The 20,500-nt window shown below is 71.0% G+C and carries 14 protein-coding genes; 13 read left to right on the plus strand and 1 reads right to left on the minus strand.

What is annotated here, in order from left to right; all coding sequences use genetic code 11:
* Position 1: 1 nt before the first annotated feature.
* The 8 genes from pstA (at position 2) to ACFVTC_RS28195 (ending at position 13,632) form a co-directional block, all read left to right on the plus strand.
* Positions 2–1,297, plus strand: coding sequence for a phosphate ABC transporter permease PstA (gene pstA, locus ACFVTC_RS28160; protein ID WP_390131302.1), 1,296 nt, complete (start codon positions 2–4; stop codon positions 1,295–1,297).
* Positions 1,297–3,072, plus strand: a complete 1,776-nt coding sequence (locus ACFVTC_RS28165) for a phosphate ABC transporter substrate-binding protein PstS (RefSeq protein WP_390131303.1) — start codon at positions 1,297–1,299, stop codon at positions 3,070–3,072. Before pstA ends, ACFVTC_RS28165 begins: the two co-directional genes overlap by 1 nt.
* On the plus strand, positions 3,069–5,717 hold the full coding sequence (locus ACFVTC_RS28170) for a hypothetical protein (RefSeq protein ID WP_390131304.1): 2,649 nt from the start codon (positions 3,069–3,071) through the stop codon (positions 5,715–5,717). Before ACFVTC_RS28165 ends, ACFVTC_RS28170 begins: the two co-directional genes overlap by 4 nt.
* 385 nt (positions 5,718–6,102) lie before the next feature.
* Positions 6,103–8,100: an Ig-like domain repeat protein gene (locus ACFVTC_RS28175; RefSeq protein WP_390131305.1), complete on the plus strand. Its 1,998-nt coding sequence runs from the start codon at positions 6,103–6,105 to the stop codon at positions 8,098–8,100.
* An 80-nt stretch (positions 8,101–8,180) separates the two neighbouring features.
* Positions 8,181–9,089 carry a sortase gene (locus ACFVTC_RS28180; RefSeq protein WP_390131306.1) on the plus strand — a complete coding sequence of 303 codons (909 nt, stop codon included), beginning with the start codon at positions 8,181–8,183 and terminating at the stop codon, positions 9,087–9,089.
* Between the two features lie 229 nt (positions 9,090–9,318).
* Entirely contained in the window at positions 9,319–10,122 is an 804-nt protein-coding gene (pstB, locus tag ACFVTC_RS28185) for a phosphate ABC transporter ATP-binding protein PstB (protein ID WP_390131348.1), read from the plus strand.
* Positions 10,123–10,693: 571 nt separating this feature from the next.
* Positions 10,694–11,983 carry an amidohydrolase gene (locus tag ACFVTC_RS28190; RefSeq protein ID WP_390131307.1) on the plus strand — a complete coding sequence of 430 codons (1,290 nt, stop codon included), beginning with the start codon at positions 10,694–10,696 and terminating at the stop codon, positions 11,981–11,983.
* A 578-nt stretch (positions 11,984–12,561) separates the two neighbouring features.
* Positions 12,562–13,632: a BMP family protein gene (locus ACFVTC_RS28195; protein ID WP_390131308.1), complete on the plus strand. Its 1,071-nt coding sequence runs from the start codon at positions 12,562–12,564 to the stop codon at positions 13,630–13,632.
* Between the two features lie 295 nt (positions 13,633–13,927).
* Here ACFVTC_RS28195 and ACFVTC_RS28200 read toward each other — a convergent pair whose 3' ends face one another.
* The gene (locus ACFVTC_RS28200) at positions 13,928–14,272 is read right to left on the minus strand and encodes a hypothetical protein (protein ID WP_390131309.1); all 345 of its coding nucleotides are present in this window, start codon (positions 14,270–14,272) and stop codon (positions 13,928–13,930) included.
* A 370-nt stretch (positions 14,273–14,642) separates the two neighbouring features.
* Here ACFVTC_RS28200 and ACFVTC_RS28205 point away from each other — a divergent pair, with 370 nt between their 5' ends.
* The 5 genes from ACFVTC_RS28205 to ACFVTC_RS28225 all read left to right on the plus strand — a co-directional run bounded on the left by ACFVTC_RS28205 (position 14,643) and on the right by ACFVTC_RS28225 (position 20,435).
* Positions 14,643–15,692: a BMP family protein gene (locus ACFVTC_RS28205; protein ID WP_153288961.1), complete on the plus strand. Its 1,050-nt coding sequence runs from the start codon at positions 14,643–14,645 to the stop codon at positions 15,690–15,692.
* A 255-nt stretch (positions 15,693–15,947) separates the two neighbouring features.
* Positions 15,948–17,609, plus strand: coding sequence for an ABC transporter ATP-binding protein (locus tag ACFVTC_RS28210; protein ID WP_390131349.1), 1,662 nt, complete (start codon positions 15,948–15,950; stop codon positions 17,607–17,609).
* Complete coding sequence (locus ACFVTC_RS28215) at positions 17,606–18,736, plus strand: ABC transporter permease (RefSeq protein ID WP_390131310.1); 1,131 nt, start codon at positions 17,606–17,608, stop codon at positions 18,734–18,736. Before ACFVTC_RS28210 ends, ACFVTC_RS28215 begins: the two co-directional genes overlap by 4 nt.
* Positions 18,733–19,995: an ABC transporter permease gene (locus tag ACFVTC_RS28220; protein ID WP_390131311.1), complete on the plus strand. Its 1,263-nt coding sequence runs from the start codon at positions 18,733–18,735 to the stop codon at positions 19,993–19,995. Before ACFVTC_RS28215 ends, ACFVTC_RS28220 begins: the two co-directional genes overlap by 4 nt.
* A complete protein-coding gene (locus ACFVTC_RS28225; RefSeq protein WP_390131312.1) occupies positions 19,992–20,435 on the plus strand; it encodes a cytidine deaminase in 444 nt (147 codons plus the stop codon). The genes ACFVTC_RS28220 and ACFVTC_RS28225 overlap by 4 nt, the downstream gene beginning before the upstream one ends.
* Positions 20,436–20,500: the final 65 nt, after the last annotated feature.

Below are 20,500 nucleotides of genomic sequence, written 5' to 3' on the forward strand. Positions count from 1 at the left end.
GATGACCGTCGTCGAACAGACCCCCGTCCCGGCCGCCGCCCTGTCGGCCGCGCCATCGGTCCCCGCCCCGTCGGCGCCCGCGCCGGAGCCCGTACAGCCCCCCGACCGGCCGCGCCGTATCGGCGGCGTCAGCCGTCCGGGCGTGCTGTCGCTCACCGGCGCCGCCGCCTCCGCGCTGTGCGCGACCATCCTGCTGTACGGCGAACTCGCGCCGTTCTCCGGCGCGTTGGGCTTCACCCTCACCGCCTACCTGCTCTTCCTCTCGATCTACGCGGTGTTGACAGGATTCGAGGAGGACCGGCAGGCCGTACGCGACCGGGTCATGACCGTCGTGCTGTGGACCGCGGCCACGCTGCTGTTCTCGGCGCTCGTCCTCGTCGTCGGCTTCACCGCCTGGCGCGGCCGGGAGGCGCTGCCGCACGGCAACTTCTTCACCCAGGACATGCAGGCGGCGGGCCCGCTCGACCCGCTGACGGACGGCGGCATCGCCCACGCGATGGTCGGCACCATCATCATGACCGCCATCGCGCTCGCGATCACGATCCCGCTCGGCCTGGCCTGCGCGGTCTACCTGAACCAGATCCCGGGCCGCTTCTCCCGCTTCGTGCGCACCATCGTCGAGGCGATGACCGCGCTGCCCTCGATCGTCGCCGGCCTGATGGTCTACGCCGTCTGGATCCTCGGTCTCGGCATGCAGAAGTCGGGCCTCGCGGCGGGCTTCGCGATCAGCGTGATGATGCTGCCGATCGTGATCCGCGCCGCGGACGTGGTGCTCCGGCTGGTTCCGGGGACGCTGACCGAGGCGGCCGAGGCGCTCGGCGCACCGCGATGGCGCACCGTCTGGCACGTCGTCCTGCCCACCGCCCGGTCCGGGCTCGCCACGGCCGTCATCCTCGGCACCGCGCGCGGCATCGGGGAGACCTCCCCCGTCCTGCTGACCGCCGGCTTCACGGCGGCGCTCAACACCGACCCCACCAGCGGGCCGATGGTGTCCCTGCCGCTGGCCGTCTTCAACTTCGTCAAGTCGCCCCAGCCGACCATGATCGCCCGCGGCTTCGGCGCGGCGGCCGTCCTCATGGCCCTGGTCCTGGTGCTGTTCGTGATCGCCCGCGTGATCGGCGGCCGCGGGCCCGGTCACCAGACCAAGCGGCAGGCCCGCCGCACCGCCCGTGCCTCACGGCAGGACCTGGCGCGCTTCGACGAACTGCGCGCCCCCGGCCTCTCCCTGTTCGAGGCCGGACCCCCCGCCGAAGCGTCCGCCCCAGCCGACCCCACCGCCTCCGGAGAGAACGACTGATGCGCAGCCACCTCATTACCGCCTGCCGGCGCCTGCGCGCGCTGGGGACCCTGGGCGCCCTGTTCGCCGTGATCGCCGGACTGCTGGCCGGGCCCGCGGCCGCGCCGGCGGCTGCCGAGAGCTACACCCCGGTCGCCGGAGCCGGCTCCACCTGGGCCGAGAACGCCATCGACCAGTGGCGCAAGGCCGTCAACCAGTACGGCATGCGGATCAGCTTCGCCGGCACCGGTTCCTCCGACGGCCGCCGCCAGTTCCTCAGCAACACGGTCGACTTCGCGGTCTCCGACATTCCCTTCCAGACCCACCCGACCGACGGCTCGGCCGCCGAACGCCCCTCGGCCGGCAGCTACGCCTACATGCCGATCGTGGCCGGCGGCACCGCGTTCATGTACCACCTCACCGTCAACGGCAAGCGGGTCACCAACCTCCGCCTCTCCGGGGACGTCGTCACCAAGATCTTCACCGGCGTCGTCAAGACCTGGGACGACCCGCTGGTCAAGGCCGACAACCCGGGGCTCCAGCTGCCGCACCGCCCCGTCGTGCCCGTCGTCCGCTCCGACGGCTCTGGCTCCACCGCCCAGTTCACGATGTGGATGGCCAACCAGCACAAGTCGCTGTGGCAGGCGTACTGCGGCAAGGTCGGCCGCTCCGGGGCCTGCGGGCAGACCTCGTACTACCCGACCGTGCCCGGCATGATCGCCCAGAGCGGCGACCCGGGCGTGGCGGGTTACGTCGCCCAGAACTACGGCGAGGGCGCCATCGGCTACGTCAACTACTCGTACGCCATCAACGAGGGCTATCCGGTCGCCAAGGTCCTCAACCACGCGGGCTACTACACCGAGCCGACCCCGAAGAACGTCGCCGTCTCGCTCCTCAAGGCGAGGATCAACACGAACAAGCACTCCGCCGACTACCTCACCCAGCAGCTCGACGGCGTCTACAACGACAGCGACAAGCGCAACTACCCGCTCTCCAGCTACTCGTACATGATCCTTCCGCTGCGGGTGCAGGGCATCTTCACCGAGGCCAAGGGCAAGACGCTCGGCGCGTTCTCCTACTACTTCATGTGCCAGGGCCAGCAGCAGATGCCCAAGCTCGGCTACTCGCCGCTGCCCATCAACCTGGTGCAGGCGGGCTTCGACCAGATCCGCCGGATCCCCGGTGTGCAGACCAAGAACATCAACATCAAGGGCTGCAACAACCCGACCTTCTCCTCCGACGGCCACAACAAGCTCGCCGAGACCGCCCCCTACCCCGCCGCCTGCGACAAGAAGGGCGCCCCGGCCTGCAACACCGGCAGCGGCGGCGCCAAGTCGGGCGGCGGCTCGGGTGGTTCGGGATCGACGGGCGGCACCTCCGGCGGCACCTCCGGCGGTTCCGCGAACGGCGGCACGAGCGGCGGGAGTTCCGGCGGTGACGGCGGCACGGGCGGCACCGGAGGCACCGGCGGCTCGGGCGGCTCGACGGGCGGCAGCGCCCAGCCCGTCGTCGACCCCGACACCGGGCAGACCCTGGCGCCCGGCACCGGCGGCGGATCGGGCACCGGCGGCGGCACCGCCGTGGACGGCACCATCGCCCTCGCCCAGCCGATCGCCGTGGCCGGACACAGCGGCTGGACCGGCACCCAGACCCTGATGCTCCTCGCCGCGGCCCTGGTGCTCGGACTGCTGCTCCTGCCGTCCCTCGTCTCCCGGGCGATGGCCGGGCGCGGCGCGAGCGGCGGAAGCGGCCGGAAGGGCGACACGGAGAACCTCACGGACGGGGGCGCGCGATGAAGCGCATACGCAACCTGCTGGTGCGGCTCGTCGCCGGCACCGCGGTGGGCGCCCTGGCCGGCCTCGCGGTCGCCCAGGCCGCACCGCCCGCCACCGCCGCGAGCCCGGCCGCCTCCGCCGTCACCGTCGCCGGCCGCGGCGAGTTCAAGGACATGAGGTTCACGGTCAGCCAGACCAAGCACCTCACCAGCCAGGCGATCACCGTCTCCTGGTCCGGCGGCGCCCCGACCGCCCTGGCGGGCACGCTGTTCAACACCGACTTCGTACAGATCATGCAGTGCTGGGGCGACGACGACGGCAGCGTGCCGGGCAACCCCGGCCCGTCGCGCACCCAGTGCCAGTACGGCGCCTCCCCGACCACCGACCGGGGCAACTGGCCGGGCAACGAGTACGACGACACCCGCAAGATCTTCTACAGCGCCGACCCCACCAACTACGGTCAGGACGACCGCTACGGCGCCGGCGGCGTCTCCGGACAGGGTGAGGTGCCCTTCAAGTCCGTCGACGGCACGCTGATCACCTCCGGCACCCAGAACAACGCCCTGTACAGCCGCAACACCACCAACGAGGTCGACTTCGCCCGCACCGGCGCCGACGGCAAGGGCCAGGAGTTCTTCGAGGTGCAGACCGCCAACGAGGCCCCGCACCTGGGCTGCGGCGTCCCGGTCGAGTCGGGCGGCCGCACGACCCCGCGCTCCTGCTGGCTGGTCATCGTCCCGCAGGGCCACCTCGACCTCGACGGCAAGCCGTACGCCGACACCAGCCAGGTCAACGCCGGCTCCCCGGTCTCCTCCACCAACTGGAAGAACCGCGTCGCCGTCAAGCTCGACTTCAACTCGGTCGGCACCAACTGCGCCCTCGGCTCCGACGAACGCGCCACCACCGGCAGCGAACTCGCCGCCGACGCCATGAACAGCTGGCAGGCGGCCCTCTGCCCGACCGGCAAGGTGTTCGGCTACACCGAGCTCGGCGAGCCCGACACCCGCGCCCGCCTCACCGGCGACGGCTCCTCCGGGCTCGCCTTCACCACCCGCGCCCTCGGCACGGACCCCGGCACGACCGCCCCGGCGGACAGCACCGTCTACGCGCCCACCGCGCTCTCGGGCACCGTCATCGGCTTCACCATCGAACGCAGACCCAAGGCCGGAGCCTCCGAGGAGACCCGCCGACTCGCCGGAACCAAGGTCGACTCCATCGACCTCACACCCCGACTGGTCGCCAAACTGCTCACCGAGTCCTACCGCAACTCCCCCTGGGGAGCGGTCCTCGGCTCCACCGTCGCCCAGGGCTACGGCTGGGCGAAGAACAACCCGGCCGGCCTGGCGAGCGACCCCGAGTTCCTCGCGCTCAACCCCGAGTTCGCGGAACTGTCCGTCCCCGAGACCCCGGCCACCGACACCGACCTGCTCACCTCGCTCGGCCGCACCGACTCGGCCCGCGCGGTCTGGCAGTGGATCAACTCGGACAAGGAGGCCCGCGGCTTCCTCGCCGGGGTGTCCGACGACTGGGGCATGCGCGTCAACCCGTACTTCAGTACCAACGCGGACCTGAACCCGACCGATCTCGCCTTCGACCCGGCGGCCACGGACACGTACCCCAAGAGCGACCCCTGGTGCACGGTTCCGCCGAACTCCGGCGCCACCAAGGACAACCAGCAGTGCATGATCGACTTCCACCCGTACGTGACGGACATGCACTCCGGCGCCCTGCACACCCGACGCGCCGACAGCCTGTGGAAGGCGACCTGGGACCCGCTGTCCAGCCCGCCCGCGTACAAGAGCCCCGGCCCGCAGACAGTGGGCTCCCGGTTCGTGATCACCGTCACGGACGCGGCCTCCGCCACCCGCTACGGCCTGCAGACCGCACGGCTGCGCAACACGGCCGGCACGTTCGTCGCGCCCACGACCGCGTCCCTCACCGCCGCCGCGGCCTCCGCGTCCGGCGCCCACGCGGCCGAGATCACCCCCGCCAAGGCCACCGCGAAGGGCGCGTACCCGCTCGCCCAACTCGTGTACGCGGCGGCACGCCCGGCCAAGCTCGACGCGGCGGCCCGCAAGGACTACGCGGCACTGCTGACGTACGCGGCCGGCACCGGGCAGGTCCCCGGCGCGGACCCGGGCCTGCTCCCGGCCGGCTACGCCCCGCTGTCGAAGGCGCTGCGCGCGAAGACGGCCCACGCCGCCGACGCCCTCGTCCACTACACCGGGCCGTCCGCCACCGACGGCGGGTCCTCCGGGACCTCCGGCGGTCCGGGCGGCGGCACCGGCGGCACCGGGGGCACGGACGACTCCGGTGGCACCGCGTCCGGGGGCGGCACCGGCACCACGCCCGACTCCGGCGGTACGGCGTCGGGTGGCGGGAGCGCGAGCCCCACGCCCAGCGGCGCGCCCTCGTACGACGGTGGCAAGGCCGTCGAGACCACGGCTCAGGGCACCACACCGGCCGACCCCGCGAACTCGCTCCGCTACGCCGTCCCGGTCGGCGCCGCACTCGGTGCCGTGGCCGGTATCGGCGCGCCCTTCGCGGGTGGCGGCAGGCTGCGCTTCCCGCTGCGCGTGCCGCTCCCCGGCGGCCGCACCCTGACGATCCCCGCCCTGGCCCTCCCGGAACGGCTGCGCGCGCTGCTGCCCCCGAGACGGGGCTGAGCCCCGTGCCCCGTCCAGCCGGAGCGGCCGCTCCCGACCAGGAAAGCCGGGTCCCCCGGGCAGGGGCTCACGGACGAGGAGCGGGGTCCACCGGGCCGGGGAGTCCGGCCGACCGGGCCGCGGCTCCTGGAAGACGGGGCCGGGCCGTCGCGGGCCCCCGCACGCGGAGGCCGGGCCCGCCGGGCTGAGGCTCCCCGAGGAGCGGGTCCGACCCGGCGGGCCCGCGCCTCACGACGACGGAGCCAGGTCCGCCCGGACCGGGGCTCCCCACAGACGGCCGTCCGCCCCGAAAGGCAGTCGGGGCGGACGGCCTGACCCCCCACCCTGCCAGATCCACCCACGCAGAACCGCCGTACAACCGACGCACAACCACAGGAGAACCTCGATGCGCACAACGCGCCTCACCGCGGCCATGGTCGCCGCAGCCGTGGTGTCCGGCACGCTGGCTCTCGCGAGCCCGGCGTCCGCCGACCCCACCCCCGCCGGGACCTTCCGCCAGCTTGTCGGCGTGGGTTCCGACACCACCCAGGACGTCCTCAACGCCCTCGCCGGTGACACCGTCAACGGCAAGAGCTACGCCGACACCGCCGTGAAGGCGGGCAACGCGGGCATCGCCTCGTACGACGCGTTCGCCCCCGACGCCGCCACCTCCACCATCCAGACCCGCCCCGGCGGACCGGCCTTCCAGCGCCCCAACGGGTCCGGCCCGGGGCGGACCGCCCTCAGCATGTCGCTGACGGGTGACAAGTTCCCCAGCTCGACCGGTGTCGCCATCAAGGGCCAGGTCGACTTCGCGCGCTCGTCCGGCGCCCCGAGCACCTCCGGCACCACCCTCACCTACATCCCGTTCGCCCGGGACGCGGTGGGCGTCGCCGTGCGCGGCTCGGCCCTCGACACCCTGACGGTCGACCAGCTGCACGACATCTACACCTCCGGCGACACCCGCCTGAAGGTGCTGAACGGCCAGACCCTGCACGCGGTCCTCCCGCAGGCCGGCTCCGGCACCCGCAAGTTCTTCCTCTCGGCCATCGGCCTCACCGAGACCACGGTCTCCTCTGAGATCCCGACCGTCCAGGAGAACCAGGCCAACGCCGCGCTCACCCAGGACGGCGCGCTCGTCCCGTTCTCCGTGGGCAGCTGGATCGCCCAGAACAACGGCATCGCCCCCGACTACAGCAAGGCCGCGGTCGCCGCCGGCGCGCACCTGGCTGGCGTCCAGCTGCCCGGTGACACCGGTGTCACCAGCCCGGTCACGACGGTGAACGGCAAGCTCACCCCGGTCGCCGGCTACTTCGAGAACGTGACCTTCGGCCGCGACGTCTACAACGTCGTCCCGAGCCGCGCGATCGACCCCGCCGGCGTCTTCTTCGACAAGGCGCTGTACGACATCTTCGTCACCAGCGGCACCCACGAGGCGGCCCTCGCCAGCGACACGGCCGAGAAGGTCATCGCCGACTTCGGCTTCCTGAACGAGTCGTACAACGGCTCGGTCAACCCGGCCAGGCACGCCAAGCTCGGCGGCCTGGAGGTGTCGGGCGTCGACGTCAACACGCCCGCCAAGCCCGCGCTGAAGGCCACCACCGGCGACGCGAGCCTCAAGCTGACCTGGACCGCGCCCGTCCCCGCGCCCGCGCTGCCCGTCACCGACTACCGGGTCACGCTGACCGGTTCGGACGGCGCCGTCGTGGCCGTCAAGGACGTCCCGGCCACCACCACGTCGTACAGCTTCAGCGGCCTGGCCCTCGGCACCTACACGGCCTCGGTCTCCGCCGCCAACCTCAACGGCGCGGGTTCCGCCGCCACTTGGACCGGCGCCGTCAAGTACACGAGCTCCGTGAAGGCCACCGCCGCGACGACCGCGTACGGCAAGACCCCCAAGGTCGCCGTCACCGTCACCGGTTCGCACGGCGTCGTCCCGACCGGCAAGGTCACCGTCAAGGACGGCACCACCACGCTCGGCACCGGCAACCTGGACGGCTCCGGCAAGGTCTCCATCGGCCTGTCCAACCACCTCAAGGTGGCCGCGCACAACCTGTCGGTGTCCTACGGCGGCGGCACCAAGCTCAACACGTCCTCCACGACCGCCAAGCTGACGATCACCAAGGCCACCCCCTCCGTGGGCACCACCGCGCCCGCCTCGGTCAGCCACAACAGCCGCGCCAAGGTCGGCGTGAAGGTCACCACGACCGGCACCACCCCCACCGGCACGGTCCGCGTCTACGAGGGCTCGCACGTGATCGCCACCGGCACGCTGAGCGGCGGCAAGTTCACCCTCACGCTGCCGAAGCTGAGCCGCGGCAAGCACACCCTGCACGTGTGGTACGTCGGTTCCTCGACGGTGAACTCGAAGAACGGCGCGAACTTCACCATCAAGTCCACCTGACGCACGACCCGTCGGGGAGACCGCGACCACGGTCTCCCCGACGGCCCCACCGACGAAGCCATGGAAGGAGACGCGCCGCCGTGACGGTCGCCGTACAGACCACGCTCACCACCCCCGCGCCGCGGCTGGGCGTTCGAGGCGTCACCGCCGTCCGGCACCTCGCCCGGGGCGGCCTGCTGACCCTGGCCGCCCTGCTGCTCGGCCTCACCGCGCAGCTGCTGCTCGTCAGCGGCATCCAGGAACGGGCCGCGCAGCACACCTCGTACGACGCGCTGCGCACCGAACTCGCCCTCGGCACCGCCCCGGTGGCCCAGACCGACCAGCAGGGCGACCTGCTCGCGCCCGGCACCCCGGTCGCGCTCATCGACATCCCCGCCGCCCACATCCACCAGGTCGTCCTCGAGGGCACCGACTCCGGCGTCCTCACCGACGGGCCCGGACACCGCCGGGACACCCCGCTGCCCGGGCAGTCCGGCACCAGCGTGCTGATGGGCCGCGCGGCCGCCTACGGGGGGCCCTTCGGCAGCCTCGACGGGCTCGCCGCGGGCGACACGTTCACCGTGACCACCGGCCAGGGCAAGGCGAAGTACCAGGTCCTGGGCGTACGACGGGCCGGCGACCCGGCTCCCGCCCCCGTGGCCTCCGGCAAGGGCCGCCTGGTCCTCGTCACGGCCACCGGCCCGCACTTCATGCCCGGCGGGGTGCTGCGCGTCGACGCCGACCTGATCTCCACGCCAGCGCAGACCCCGGCGGCCGTCATCCGCTCCGGCACGCTCCCGGAGTCCGAACAGCCCCTCGCACACCCGTCCGGCGTGCCGTGGCCGCTGGTCATGTGGCTCCAGGCGCTGGTGGCCGTCGCCGTCGCCGCGGTGTGGACCTGGCACCGCTGGGGCCGGCACCAGACGTGGATCGTGTTCGCACCGGTCGTCGCGGTCCTGGGTCTCCAGGTCGCCGTGCGCACCACCGAACTGCTCCCGAACCTGACGTGACCCCACTGCCCGCCGGTCACCCCGACCGCTCGCCCGCCCGCCCGACCCATCGACCCGACCCCGCCATGAGGTGCCCGACGTGACCGATGCGATTGCCGCGCGTGACAGCGCCGCACCCGAGACCATCCCGCCCCGGACCACCGTGGCCGACACCGTGCTGCTGCCGCCGATCCCGGCCACTGCGCTGCCGGCCGCGGCGCTCCCGGCCACTGCGCTCCCGGCCGCCCCGATCCCGGCGTCCGGACCGGGAGCCCCCGCGCCCGCGACGCTCGAAGCACGGTCGGTGTCGGCCTGGTTCGGCAGTCACCAGGTACTGCAACGGGTCTCCCTCACCATGCCCGCCGGGCAGGTCACCGCCCTGATCGGCCCCTCCGGCTGTGGCAAGTCGACCTTCCTGCGCACGCTCAACCGGATGCACGAGCTGATCCCCTCGGCCGCGATGGGCGGCGAGGTGCTCTTCGACGGCGAGGACATCTACGCCCCCGAGCGCCGCCTGACCGACGCCCGCCGCAGGATCGGCATGGTCTTCCAGAAGCCCAACCCGTTCCCCGCCATGTCGATCTACGACAACGTGGTGGCGGGCCTGCGTCTGACGGGCACCCGCGTCGGCCGTCGCGAGAAGGACGAGCTGGTCGAGGAGAGCCTGACCAGGGCGGGCCTGTGGAAGGAGGTACGGGACCGGCTCCGGCAGCCCGGCGGCGCGCTCTCCGGCGGCCAGCAGCAGCGGCTGTGCATCGCCCGCGCCCTGGCCGTACGCCCTCAGGTGCTGCTGATGGACGAACCGTGCTCGGCGCTCGACCCCACGTCCACCCGCCGGGTCGAGGAGACCATCCACGAACTCGCGGGCCAGGTGACCGTCGTGATCGTCACCCACAACATGCAGCAGGCGGCCCGCGTCTCCCAGCAGTGCGCGTTCTTCCTCGCCGAGCAGGGCACCCCCGGCGGCATCGTCGAACACGGCGACACCGAACACATCTTCGGCACCCCTGAGGACCAGCGCACGGCGGACTACGTGGCGGGGCGCTTCGGCTGACATCCCCGGCCGTGGAGGCGGGACGTGGGCAGTGGGGCCGCCCGGCGCGTCCCGCTCGCGGCGTCCCGCTCGCGGCGCCCCGCGCACCGCCGCCGGCCGGCCCTCGCGCCCGGGTGGACGGGGAGTGGTGTCCGGGCGTCCAAACGCATGATCTTGCCCAGGTCTGTGGGACCGTAGAGGTATGGGAATGGGCTCGGACACCCCGAGCGTTCCCCTATGGGAGTCCGCGGGCAGCCCCGGCGGACCGGATCGAGAGAGGGTCGGCGGCCCGTATCAAGGGTTCGCGCCGCCCCGTGGTCACGGACCGTCACCGCAGTCGGTCACCGGCGCGGACGCGGCGGCAGTCGTCCAGCACACGGCGGTCGTCGTTCGGCCGGGATGCGGCCCGGCCGGGGCGCGCATACCGTCTGGCTCAAGATCCCGTCGTCCGGAAAGACGGGCGAGCGTACCCATCCCACCTGAAACCTATGCGTCGCGCGGCTAAGTGTTTTCCCCTAACGGGCTGAACTTTTGTTGATCGTGGGTCAGTTGGCCGCCCCGTCGCCCTACCCTTCAGAGGGTGAACCAATTGATGTCCCGAGAGTACGAGGCCGATGTCCCCGGGGGAGCGGCGCTCCCCGGCACCCTGCCCGACGCCCTGCGTGCCGAGCTGATCGCGTTCCGACGTGACATGCACATGCATCCGGAGCTCGGCAACCACGAGTTCCGTACCACCGCGGCGCTCAAGGCACGCCTGGAGCGGGCGGGACTCGAGCCCCGCGTGCTCGACATCGGAACCGGGCTCATCTGTGACATCGGGATCGAGGGCGCGGGGGAGGGTGAGAGGGGCGAGGAACGGGACCGCGTACGGGCCGGCGCACAGGACGGCGCGGTCGACGGCGGACGCGGCATGCTCGCCCTGCGCGCCGACATCGACGCGCTGCCCATCCCGGACACGAAGAGTGACTGCGCGTACCGCTCGACCGTGCCCGACCGCGCGCACGCCTGCGGCCACGACGTGCACACGACCGTCGTCCTCGGCGCCGGGCTCGTCCTCGCCGAGCTGCATCGCCAGGGGCTGCTGCCGCACCCCGTACGACTGATCTTCCAGCCCGCCGAGGAGGTCCTGCCCGGGGGCGCGCCCGACGCCATCGAGTCCGGAGTGCTGGAAGGCGTGGGGCGGATCATCGGCGTGCACTGCGACCCGAAGGTCGACGCCGGGCGGATCGGGCTGCGCCACGGTCCCATCACCTCCGCCTGCGACCGGCTGGAGGTCTCCCTCGACGGTGCCGGCGGCCACACCGCGCGCCCCCACCTCACCACCGACCTCGTCACCGCCGCCGCGCGCGTCGTCACCGACGTGCCGTCCCTCGTCGCCCGGCGCGTGGACGCCCGCAGCGGGCTCGCGGTGACCTGGGGGCGGATCGAGTCCGGGCACGCCTGCAACGTCATCCCGCAGCACGCCGAACTCTCCGGAACCGTACGGTGCCTCGACCTGGAGGCATGGCGGCAGGCGCCCGACCTGGTGCACGAGGCCATCGACGAGATCGCGAACCTGTACCGCGCCAAGTCCGAGATCAATTACATCCAGGGGGTCCCGCCGGTCGTCAACGACCCGGCGGTCACGGAGCTCCTCCACGACGCCATGACCTCGCGGCGCGGCCCGTACTCCGTCGAGGACACCGAGCAGAGCCTCGGCGGCGAGGACTTCTCCTGGTACCTGGAACACGTGCCCGGTGCCATGGCCCGCCTCGGAGTCCGTACACCGGGCGAGCGCACCACCCGTGACCTGCACCGCGGTGACTTCGACGCGGACGAGTCGGCCATCACGGTGGGAGTCGAGCTCTTCACCGCGGCGGCCCTGTTGGACGCGATCCGCTAGGGCGTGTTGCGAAAGTCCCGCCTGCCTCGCGGCGCCCGGCACGTTCCCGCACTGCCTCGAGGGCGTGGGAGGTGCCCCCACCCGCCGCACCGGGCGAAAACCCGGGTACGTCCCGTACGCGGGCTTCCGCCCGCCACGCCGAGAGCACGCACCGGACGCCGCGCGGTCCGCCCTCCGGGCGGACGACGGGACTTTCGCAACACGCCCTGGAACCCGTGGCGGCTGTGGGTCCCCGGGTCCCGTCCGGCACGATCCGCCGGACAGGACCGGGCCCCGGACGCGGTCCCACGAGCGCGAGACGCGCACTCGGAGATGGCTCATAAACGACGTAGGGGTACCCGGCCGGCGGTCCGTCCGGTGCCCCGATCGGTGCCCCTTCGTCCACTTGCGTCACCCCGGCGTAACCGGTGGCGCGCAAACGTAACCCGGTGGCGGCACGGTTCGGTAACGGCCAGGAGAAACCCCGTTCCCCTGCCCTTCTACGCGCGTTACTGTGCGCCGAAACCGCTGCGGTGCGGCGTGTTGGGGAAGCGGACCGGCGACGGCCGTGGGGATGAAGGGTGCTTGCTGTGCGTCTGATGTCTCGGAGGACCAGGTTCTCCCAAGCGGCGGTGGCTGTCTCGGTCATAGCCCTCGCGGCCGTGGGTTGCGGTAAGTCCAGCACCGACTCGTCCGGTGGCGGTTCGGACAAGAGCTCGTCGGGTTACTCGGGCAAGGGCATAGGCCTCGCCTACGACATCGGCGGCAAGGGCGACCAGTCGTTCAACGACGCCGCGTTCGCCGGTTTCCAGAAGGCCGAGACCGAGTTCAAGATCGGCGGCCGGGACATCGAGCCGCAGGACGGCGAGTCCGACGCGGACAAGGTGCAGCGTCTGGAGCAGCTGGCCAAGTCCGGGTACAACCCGGTGATCGGTGTCGGCTTCGTCTACGCTCCGGCGATCAAGGAAGTCGCGGCCAAGTACCCGAAGATCACCTTCGGCATCATCGACGACGAGCAGGACAAGGCGGCCAACGTCGCCGACCTGGTCTTCCACGAGGAGCAGGCTTCCTACCTCGCGGGTGTCGCGGCGGCGAAGGCCACGAAGAAGAACCACATCGGCTTCATCGGCGGCGTCGACATCCCGCTGATCCACAAGTTCGAGGCGGGCTTCGACCAGGGCGCCAAGTCGGTCAACCCGAAGATCAAGATCGAGTCGCAGTACCTGACGCAGACCCCGCAGGAGGGTGGCTTCGCCAGCCCCGACAAGGGCAAGGACGCGGCGGCCGGCCAGATCGAGAAGGGCGCCGACGTGCTCTACCACGCGGCCGGCCTGTCCGGTCAGGGCGTGATCTCCCAGGCCGCCGCCAAGAAGGTGTGGGCCATCGGCGTCGACTCCGACCAGTACGCGCAGAGCTCCCTGGCCAAGTACAAGGACTGGATCCTCGGCTCGGCCCTGAAGAACGTCGGCGGCGCCGTGTACGACCTGGCCAAGTCCGTCGTCGACGGCAAGCCGCTGAGCGGCGTCGTCCGCGGTGACCTGAAGTCGGGCGGCGTGGGCTTCGCCGACACCAACCCGAAGTACAAGGCCATGCCGGACGTCGTCGCGGCCGTCGACAAGGCCAAGCAGGACATCATCGCCGGCACGGTCACCGTCAAGACGACCCCGTGAGGCGTGTCCGTGGTCGCTGACCACGGAAGGGGAGCCCCCGGCCCGTACATCGGGCCGGGGGCTCCCCTGTGCGTGCGCGGTCGTCCCCCCGTCGTCCGCGAGCGCGGGGCGCGGCTCGGGCGAACCGGTGACTAAGGGCCGTCCCGTACTCCCCGGCGGGCGCACGACGACAGCTACGGCACCTCGCCGCGTTGTCGGATCGCCCGAATACGCCCAGTATGAGGACGACCCTCCGCCTTGCGATGCACCGCATCTGACGCCGCGCGCTGATCCACCGGGGATTACGTGACAGCCCTTAGACCGGTTCCTCCGTCTCGACGGTGACCCGGTACACCTCGACCCCGGACGACCTCGTGTCGGTGGTGCAGACGGCCTTCGACGTCTCGCCGTGGCGGGTGCTCACCCACTTGCCGTACACGTTGGCCTTGTCGCCGCGGGGCCCGATGCAGACCACCTTCACGCGGTGCTCACTGAGGCGGGTGTTCCCCCCGGTGCACTTGGCGTAACCGGTCGAGCGGTCCGCGGAGATCCGCGTACTGCAGGTCGACGCGGCCATGGCGGGCGTCGCGACACCGATCACGGTGCCCGACAGCACGACACCGACACCTATCGCGGTGGCGGTGAACTTGTTGAGTTTCACGATCCCCCTTGGATCAGAAGCGATTGCGGCGGGCTGGTCCGGCCCGCCGCCGCAGGCTGGTCAGGCCTGCGGAGATGCGCATCTCGACCAGGGATTCTTCCGGTGGTTACCTGTCGAAAAGATCCGACCTGGGAAGGATCTTGGGATGTGTGCCGGTCTGGTACATGACACCGGAGGGGCGGCTGCCGGGCCCGGTGGGCGGGCGGGTTTGCCGAGCGGACGCGTCCTCTGTGTTCGGCGGCCGTTCGCCGAGGGTTCAAAACGGTCGGATAACACTCTGGCAAGGTGGGTTCTCTGCTATGTCTACGCGCGTTACGCTGCGGCGGAATCAGCGCCTGGTCTGGGCGCCTGCACAAAAGGAGTCACGTTCATGCGCCGGGTGTCCCGAATCGCGGTTGCGGGCGTTGCAACCGCATCCCTCGCCGTTGCTCTCTCCGCCTGTGGCGGCTCGTCCACCGATGCCTCCAGTGGCGGCTCGGCCAAGGGTAAGGGCATCGGTCTCGCGTACGACATCGGCGGCAAGGGCGACCAGTCCTTCAACGACGCCGCGTTCGCCGGTTTCCAGAAGGCCGAGAAGGACCTCAAGATCGGCGGCCGGGACATCGAGCCGCAGGACGGCGAGTCCGACGCGGACAAGGTGCAGCGTCTGGAGCAGCTGGCCAAGTCCGGTTACAACCCGGTGATCGGTGTCGGCTTCGTCTACGCCCCGGCGATCAAGGAAGTCGCGGCCAAGTACCCGAAGATCACCTTCGGCATCATCGACGACGAGCAGGACAAGGCCGCGAACGTCGCCGACATGGTCTTCCACGAGGAGCAGGCCTCCTACCTCGCGGGCGTGACCGCCGCGAAGACCACCAAGAAGAACCACATCGGCTTCATCGGCGGCGTCGACATCCCGCTGATCCACAAGTTCCAGGCCGGTTACGTCCAGGGTGCCAAGTCGGTCAACCCGAACATCAAGATCGAGTCGCAGTACCTGACGCAGACCCCGCAGGAGGGTGGCTTCGCCAGCCCCGACAAGGGCAAGGACGCCGCCGAGGGTCAGATCGACGCGGGCGCCGACGTGCTCTACGCCGCCGCCGGTCTGTCGGGCCAGGGCGTCATCCAGTCCGCCGCCTCGCACAAGGTGTGGGCCATCGGCGTCGACTCCGACCAGTACAAGCAGGACGCGCTGGCCAAGTACAAGGACTACATCCTGACCTCGGCCACCAAGGACGTCGCGGGGGCGGTCTACAACCTCGCGAAGTCGGTGCAGGACGGCAAGCCCGAGACCGGCGTCGTCCGCGCCAGCCTCGCCACGGGCGGTGTCGGCCTCGCCGACTCGAACCCGGCGTTCAAGAACAACGCCGACCTGCAGGCCGCGCTGAAGAAGGCCGAGGCCGGCATCAAGGACGGCTCGATCACGGTCAAGACCTCCTGATCCGGATCCCGGTCCCCGCCAGGTCACGACGTCATCACCAGACGTCGAAACCATGGCCATGGCGACGCTGAAATGGCAGCGTTACGGCCACGGAACGGGGTGCGGGGAGGATGACTCCTCGCGCCCCGTTCGCGCGGCAAAATGCTCGGACTGCATCGGAACTGATCGAAAGTGATCATCTTCGGTCCGTCCGGGCACTATTTAAAGCAGGGGCGCTACGCGCGTAGATGGCCCCTTTTCCAAGGAGAGTGCGCCATCGACGCGTCCAGCAGCCCTCCCCTCACCGCGCAGTCGACAGCGGTCGAGCTGGCGGGGATCACCAAGCGGTTCCCGGGTGTGGTGGCCAACCACGACATCCATCTGCGTGTCCGCAAAGGGACGGTCCACGCCCTCGTCGGCGAGAACGGTGCCGGCAAGTCGACGCTGATGAAGATCCTCTACGGCATGCAGAAGCCGGACGAGGGGACGATCGCCGTCGACGGTGAGCAGGTCAGCTTCTCGTCGCCCGCCGACGCCATCACGCGCGGCATCGGCATGGTCCACCAGCACTTCATGCTCGCCGACAACCTCACCGTCCTGGAGAACGTCGTCCTGGGCAGCGAGAAGCTGTACGGCATCGGCGGCGGGGCCCGTAAGAAGATCAAGGAGATCTCGGACCGGTACGGGCTGAACGTCCGCCCGGACGTGCTCGTGGAGAGCCTCGGCGTCGCCGAGCGCCAGCGCGTCGAGATCCTCAAGGTCCTCTTCCGCGGCGCCCGCACCCTGATCCTGGACGAGCCCACCGCCGTCCTGGTGCCGCAGGAGGTCGACGCGCTCTTCGACAACCTGCGCGAGCTCAAGGCCGAGGGCCTGGCCGTCATCTTCATCTCGCACAAGCTGGGCGAGGTCCTGTCGGTCGCCGACGAGATCACCGTCATCCGGCGCGGTACGACGGTCGGTACCGCCGTTCCGGCCGAGACCACCCCCCGCCAGCTCGCCGAGATGATGGTCGGCAGTGAGCTGCCGACCCCGGAGACCGCCGAGTCGACCGTCACGGACAAGCCGGTGATCGAGGTCGAGGGCCTCACCGCCTACGCGGAGGGCGGCGCCTCCCTCGGCGAGCTCGCCGAGCCGACGGGCGCCGGCCTGGTCACGGAAGCCAAGGCCGAGACCGCCGCCGCGGTGCGACGCGTTCTCGACGACGTCACCTTCACCATCCACGCGGGCGAGGTCATGGGCATCGCCGGTGTCGAGGGCAACGGCCAGACCGAGCTCATCGACGCGCTGATCGGCCTCAAGCACGCCGACGCGGGCTCCGTCTCCTTCCTCGGCGAGCAGATCACCGGCTGGCCCACCCGCAAGCGCCGCGAGCAGGGCATCGGCTACATCCCCGAGGACCGCCACCGCCACGGCCTGCTGCTGGAGTCCCCGCTCTGGGAGAACCGCATCCTCGGCCATGTCACCGAGCGCCCCAACGCCAAGGGCTTCTGGCTCGACATCAAGGGCGCCCAGGAGGACACCCGGCGGATCGTCGAGGAGTACGACGTCCGCACCCCCGGCATCGACGTCACCGCCGCCTCCCTCTCCGGCGGCAACCAGCAGAAGCTGATCGTCGGCCGCGAGATGAGCCACAAGCCGCGCTTCCTGATCGCCGCCCACCCCACCCGCGGTGTGGACGTCGGCGCGCAGGCCGCGATCTGGGACCAGATCCGCGAGGCCCGCCGCGAAGGGCTGGCCGTACTGCTGATCTCGGCCGACCTGGACGAGCTGATCGGCCTGTCCGACACCCTCAGGGTGATCTACAACGGCAGGCTCGTGGCGGACGCCGACCCGGCGACCGTCACCCCGGAGGAACTCGGCTCGGCCATGACCGGCGCCGCCTCCGGACACCTGGAGCACGTAGCGGAAAGCGCCGCCCCGGAGGACGAGGCCCGATGAAGAAGTTCGACAAGGAGCGCGTGCTCCTCGCGGTGGCCGGCCCGGTCATCGCGCTCGTCACGGCGATCGCACTGACCTCGGTCGTGCTGCTCGCCTCGGGCAAGAGCGCGTTCGAGCCGTACTCCCTGATGCTTCAGCAGGCGACGTACTCCGACACGCAGGTACTGATCGTCAACCAGGCGTCGCTGTACTACATCGCGGCACTCGGCGTGGCCATCGGCTTCCGCATGAACCTGTTCAACATCGGTGTCGACGGCCAGTACCGCCTCGGCGCGATGATGACCGCGGTGGTCGGCGCACACCTCGCGCTGCCGTCCTTCCTGCAGATCCCCGTGCTGATGATCGTCGCCATGTGCACCGGCGCCTTCTGGGCCGGCATCGCGGGCCTGCTGAAGGTCACCCGCGGAGTGAGCGAGGTCGTCGCGACGATCATGCTCAACGCGATCGCCACCAGCCTCATCGGCTACCTCACCGCGGAGAACATCTGGGGTGTGCAGGTCGGCAACAACAACACGACCGGCATCATGAAGAAGTCCGGCTGGTTCCCCGGCATCAACCTGGGCTCGGACGTCGGCGAGATCTACGGCATGGTCTTCCTCGCGGTCCTCCTGGGCGTCCTGTACTGGCTCGTCCTCAACCGCACCCGCTTCGGCTTCGACCTGCGCGCCACCGGCGCCTCCGAGGAGGCCGCCGCCGCCTCCGGCGTCGACGCCAAGCGGATGGTGCTCACCGCGATGCTGATCTCCGGCGCGGTCGCCGGTCTCTCCGGGCTGCCGCTTCTCCTCGGCGACGCGCACACCTACAGCCTGAGCTTCCCCGCGGGCCTCGGCTTCACCGCCATCGGCATCGCGCTGCTCGGCCGCAACAACCCGGGCGGCATCGCCCTCGCCGCACTCCTGTGGGCCTTCCTCGACAAGGCGTCCCCGGCTCTCGACTACGCGACCCCGGTGGCGTACGAGAAGGAGATCGCCACGATCATGCAGGGCCTGATTGTCTTCGCGGTCGTCATCTCGTACGAGGCCGTACGTGTCTGGGGCCTGCGCCGCCAGCAGAAGCGGGTCGGTGAGGAACTGGCCGCCGCGGCCGCCGCCAACAACAACTCCCCGAAGGAGGTGGCTGCCCGATGAGCACCGCGACCGTCGCCAAGCCGCAGGCGCAGCAGCCCGGCAAGGGCAGCCGCCGAATGTCCCTACCGGTACTCCTGCTGGTCATCGCGGGTGTACTGATCCTGACCTCGATCGTCCGCCTGATCACCGGCGCCGAGGGCATCACCTCCACCGGACAGATGTCCACGGCGCTGCGCCTCGCGGTGCCGATCGGCCTCGCGGGTCTCGGCGGTCTGTGGGCCGAGCGTGCGGGCGTCGTCAACATCGGCCTCGAGGGCATGATGATCCTCGGCACCTGGTTCGGCGCCTGGGCGGGCTACCAGTGGGGCCCGTGGACCGGTGTCGCCTTCGGCATCATCGGCGGCTGCCTCGGCGGCATCCTGCACGCCATCGCCACCGTGACCTTCAACGTCAACCACATCGTCTCCGGTGTGGCCATCAACATCCTGGCGCTCGGCACCACCCGCTACCTCTCCAAGTTCACCTTCGAGGACGCGCCGCAGGGCTCCTCCAAGCAGTCCCCGCCGATCGACTCGCTCGGCACCTTCGACATCCCAGGGCTGTCGAGCTGGCTGTCCACCATCAACGGGAAGCACTGGTTCCTGGTCTCGGACATCGCGGGCCTGCTCGGCGGACTGGTCACCGACCTGTCGCCGCTCACCCTCGTCGCGGTGGCCCTCGTCCCGGCGACCTGGTGGGTGCTGTGGCGCACGGCCTTCGGCCTGCGCCTGCGCTCCTGCGGTGAGAACCCGGTGGCCGCCGAGTCCCTCGGTGTCAACGTCTACAAGTACAAGTACATCGCCGTGATCATCTCGGGTGGCTTCGCCGGCCTCGGCGGGGCGTTCCTGTCCATCGTGGCGTCCAACGTCTACCTCGACGGCCAGACCGCCGGGCGCGGCTACATCGGTCTCGCCGCGATGATCTTCGGCAACTGGATGCCGGGCGGCCTCGCCCTCGGCGCGGGCCTGTTCGGCTACACCGACAGCCTCAACCTGCGCGGCGGCGGCACCAACGTGCACGCGCTGATCCTGCTCCTCGCGATCCTGCTGGTGTTCGCCGTGGCCTACCTGGCCTGGAAGAAGCGGGTCGTGCCCGCGGTCGTCACCGCCCTGGTCTCGGCGCTGATGTTCGTCTGGTACCTCGCCACCGACGAGGTCCCGCAGCAGTTCGTGAGCGCCACTCCGTACGTCGTGACCCTGCTCGTGCTCTCGCTGTCCGCCCAGCATCTGCGGATGCCGAAGGCGGACGGTCTGCCCTACCGGAGAGGACAGGGCAAGTGACCTCCCCGGAGGCCGGATCCGCGGCGCCCGGATCTCGGGGAGCCGGATCCGCGGACGCCGACTGGGAGGCCCTGCGGGAGCTCGCGCGGGACGCCATGTCCCGTGCCTACGCCCCCTATTCGGGGTTCCCGGTGGGTGTCGCGGCGCTCGTCGACGACGGCCGGACCGTCACCGGCTGCAACGTCGAGAACGCCTCGTACGGGCTCGGGCTGTGCGCCGAGTGCGGTCTCGTCTCCCAGCTGCAGAACAGCGGCGGCGGCCGGCTGACGCACTTCACCTGCGTCGACGGGCGGGGCGAGATCCTCGTGCCGTGCGGACGCTGCCGTCAGCTGCTGTACGAGTTCGGCGGCCCCGACCTGCTCGTGGAGACGCCGGCCGGGATCCTGCCGCTCTCCGAGATGCTGCCGCAGGCCTTCGGGCCGGAGAATCTCACCAAGTAACACCTCCGCGGCCCCTCCCGACGACCGGACGACCGGGTCGGGAGGGGCCGCGGATGTTCGGAAGC

It is taken from the genome of Streptomyces sp. NPDC057950 (assembly GCF_042887295.1).
Lineage (GTDB): Bacteria > Actinomycetota > Actinomycetes > Streptomycetales > Streptomycetaceae > Streptomyces > Streptomyces kaempferi.

What these genes read in the sequence shown, in the direction of transcription:
- pstA (WP_390131302.1), top strand. Translation starts at nt 2, where the DNA reads ATGACCGTCGTCGAACAGACCCCCGTCCCGGCCGCCGCCCTGTCGGCC.
- ACFVTC_RS28165 (WP_390131303.1), top strand. Translation starts at nt 1,297, where the DNA reads ATGCGCAGCCACCTCATTACCGCCTGCCGGCGCCTGCGCGCGCTGGGG.
- ACFVTC_RS28170 (WP_390131304.1), top strand. Translation starts at nt 3,069, where the DNA reads ATGAAGCGCATACGCAACCTGCTGGTGCGGCTCGTCGCCGGCACCGCG.
- ACFVTC_RS28175 (WP_390131305.1), top strand. Translation starts at nt 6,103, where the DNA reads ATGCGCACAACGCGCCTCACCGCGGCCATGGTCGCCGCAGCCGTGGTG.
- ACFVTC_RS28190 (WP_390131307.1), top strand. Translation starts at nt 10,694, where the DNA reads ATGTCCCGAGAGTACGAGGCCGATGTCCCCGGGGGAGCGGCGCTCCCC.
- ACFVTC_RS28195 (WP_390131308.1), top strand. Translation starts at nt 12,562, where the DNA reads ATGTCTCGGAGGACCAGGTTCTCCCAAGCGGCGGTGGCTGTCTCGGTC.
- ACFVTC_RS28205 (WP_153288961.1), top strand. Translation starts at nt 14,643, where the DNA reads ATGCGCCGGGTGTCCCGAATCGCGGTTGCGGGCGTTGCAACCGCATCC.
- ACFVTC_RS28215 (WP_390131310.1), top strand. Translation starts at nt 17,606, where the DNA reads ATGAAGAAGTTCGACAAGGAGCGCGTGCTCCTCGCGGTGGCCGGCCCG.
- ACFVTC_RS28220 (WP_390131311.1), top strand. Translation starts at nt 18,733, where the DNA reads ATGAGCACCGCGACCGTCGCCAAGCCGCAGGCGCAGCAGCCCGGCAAG.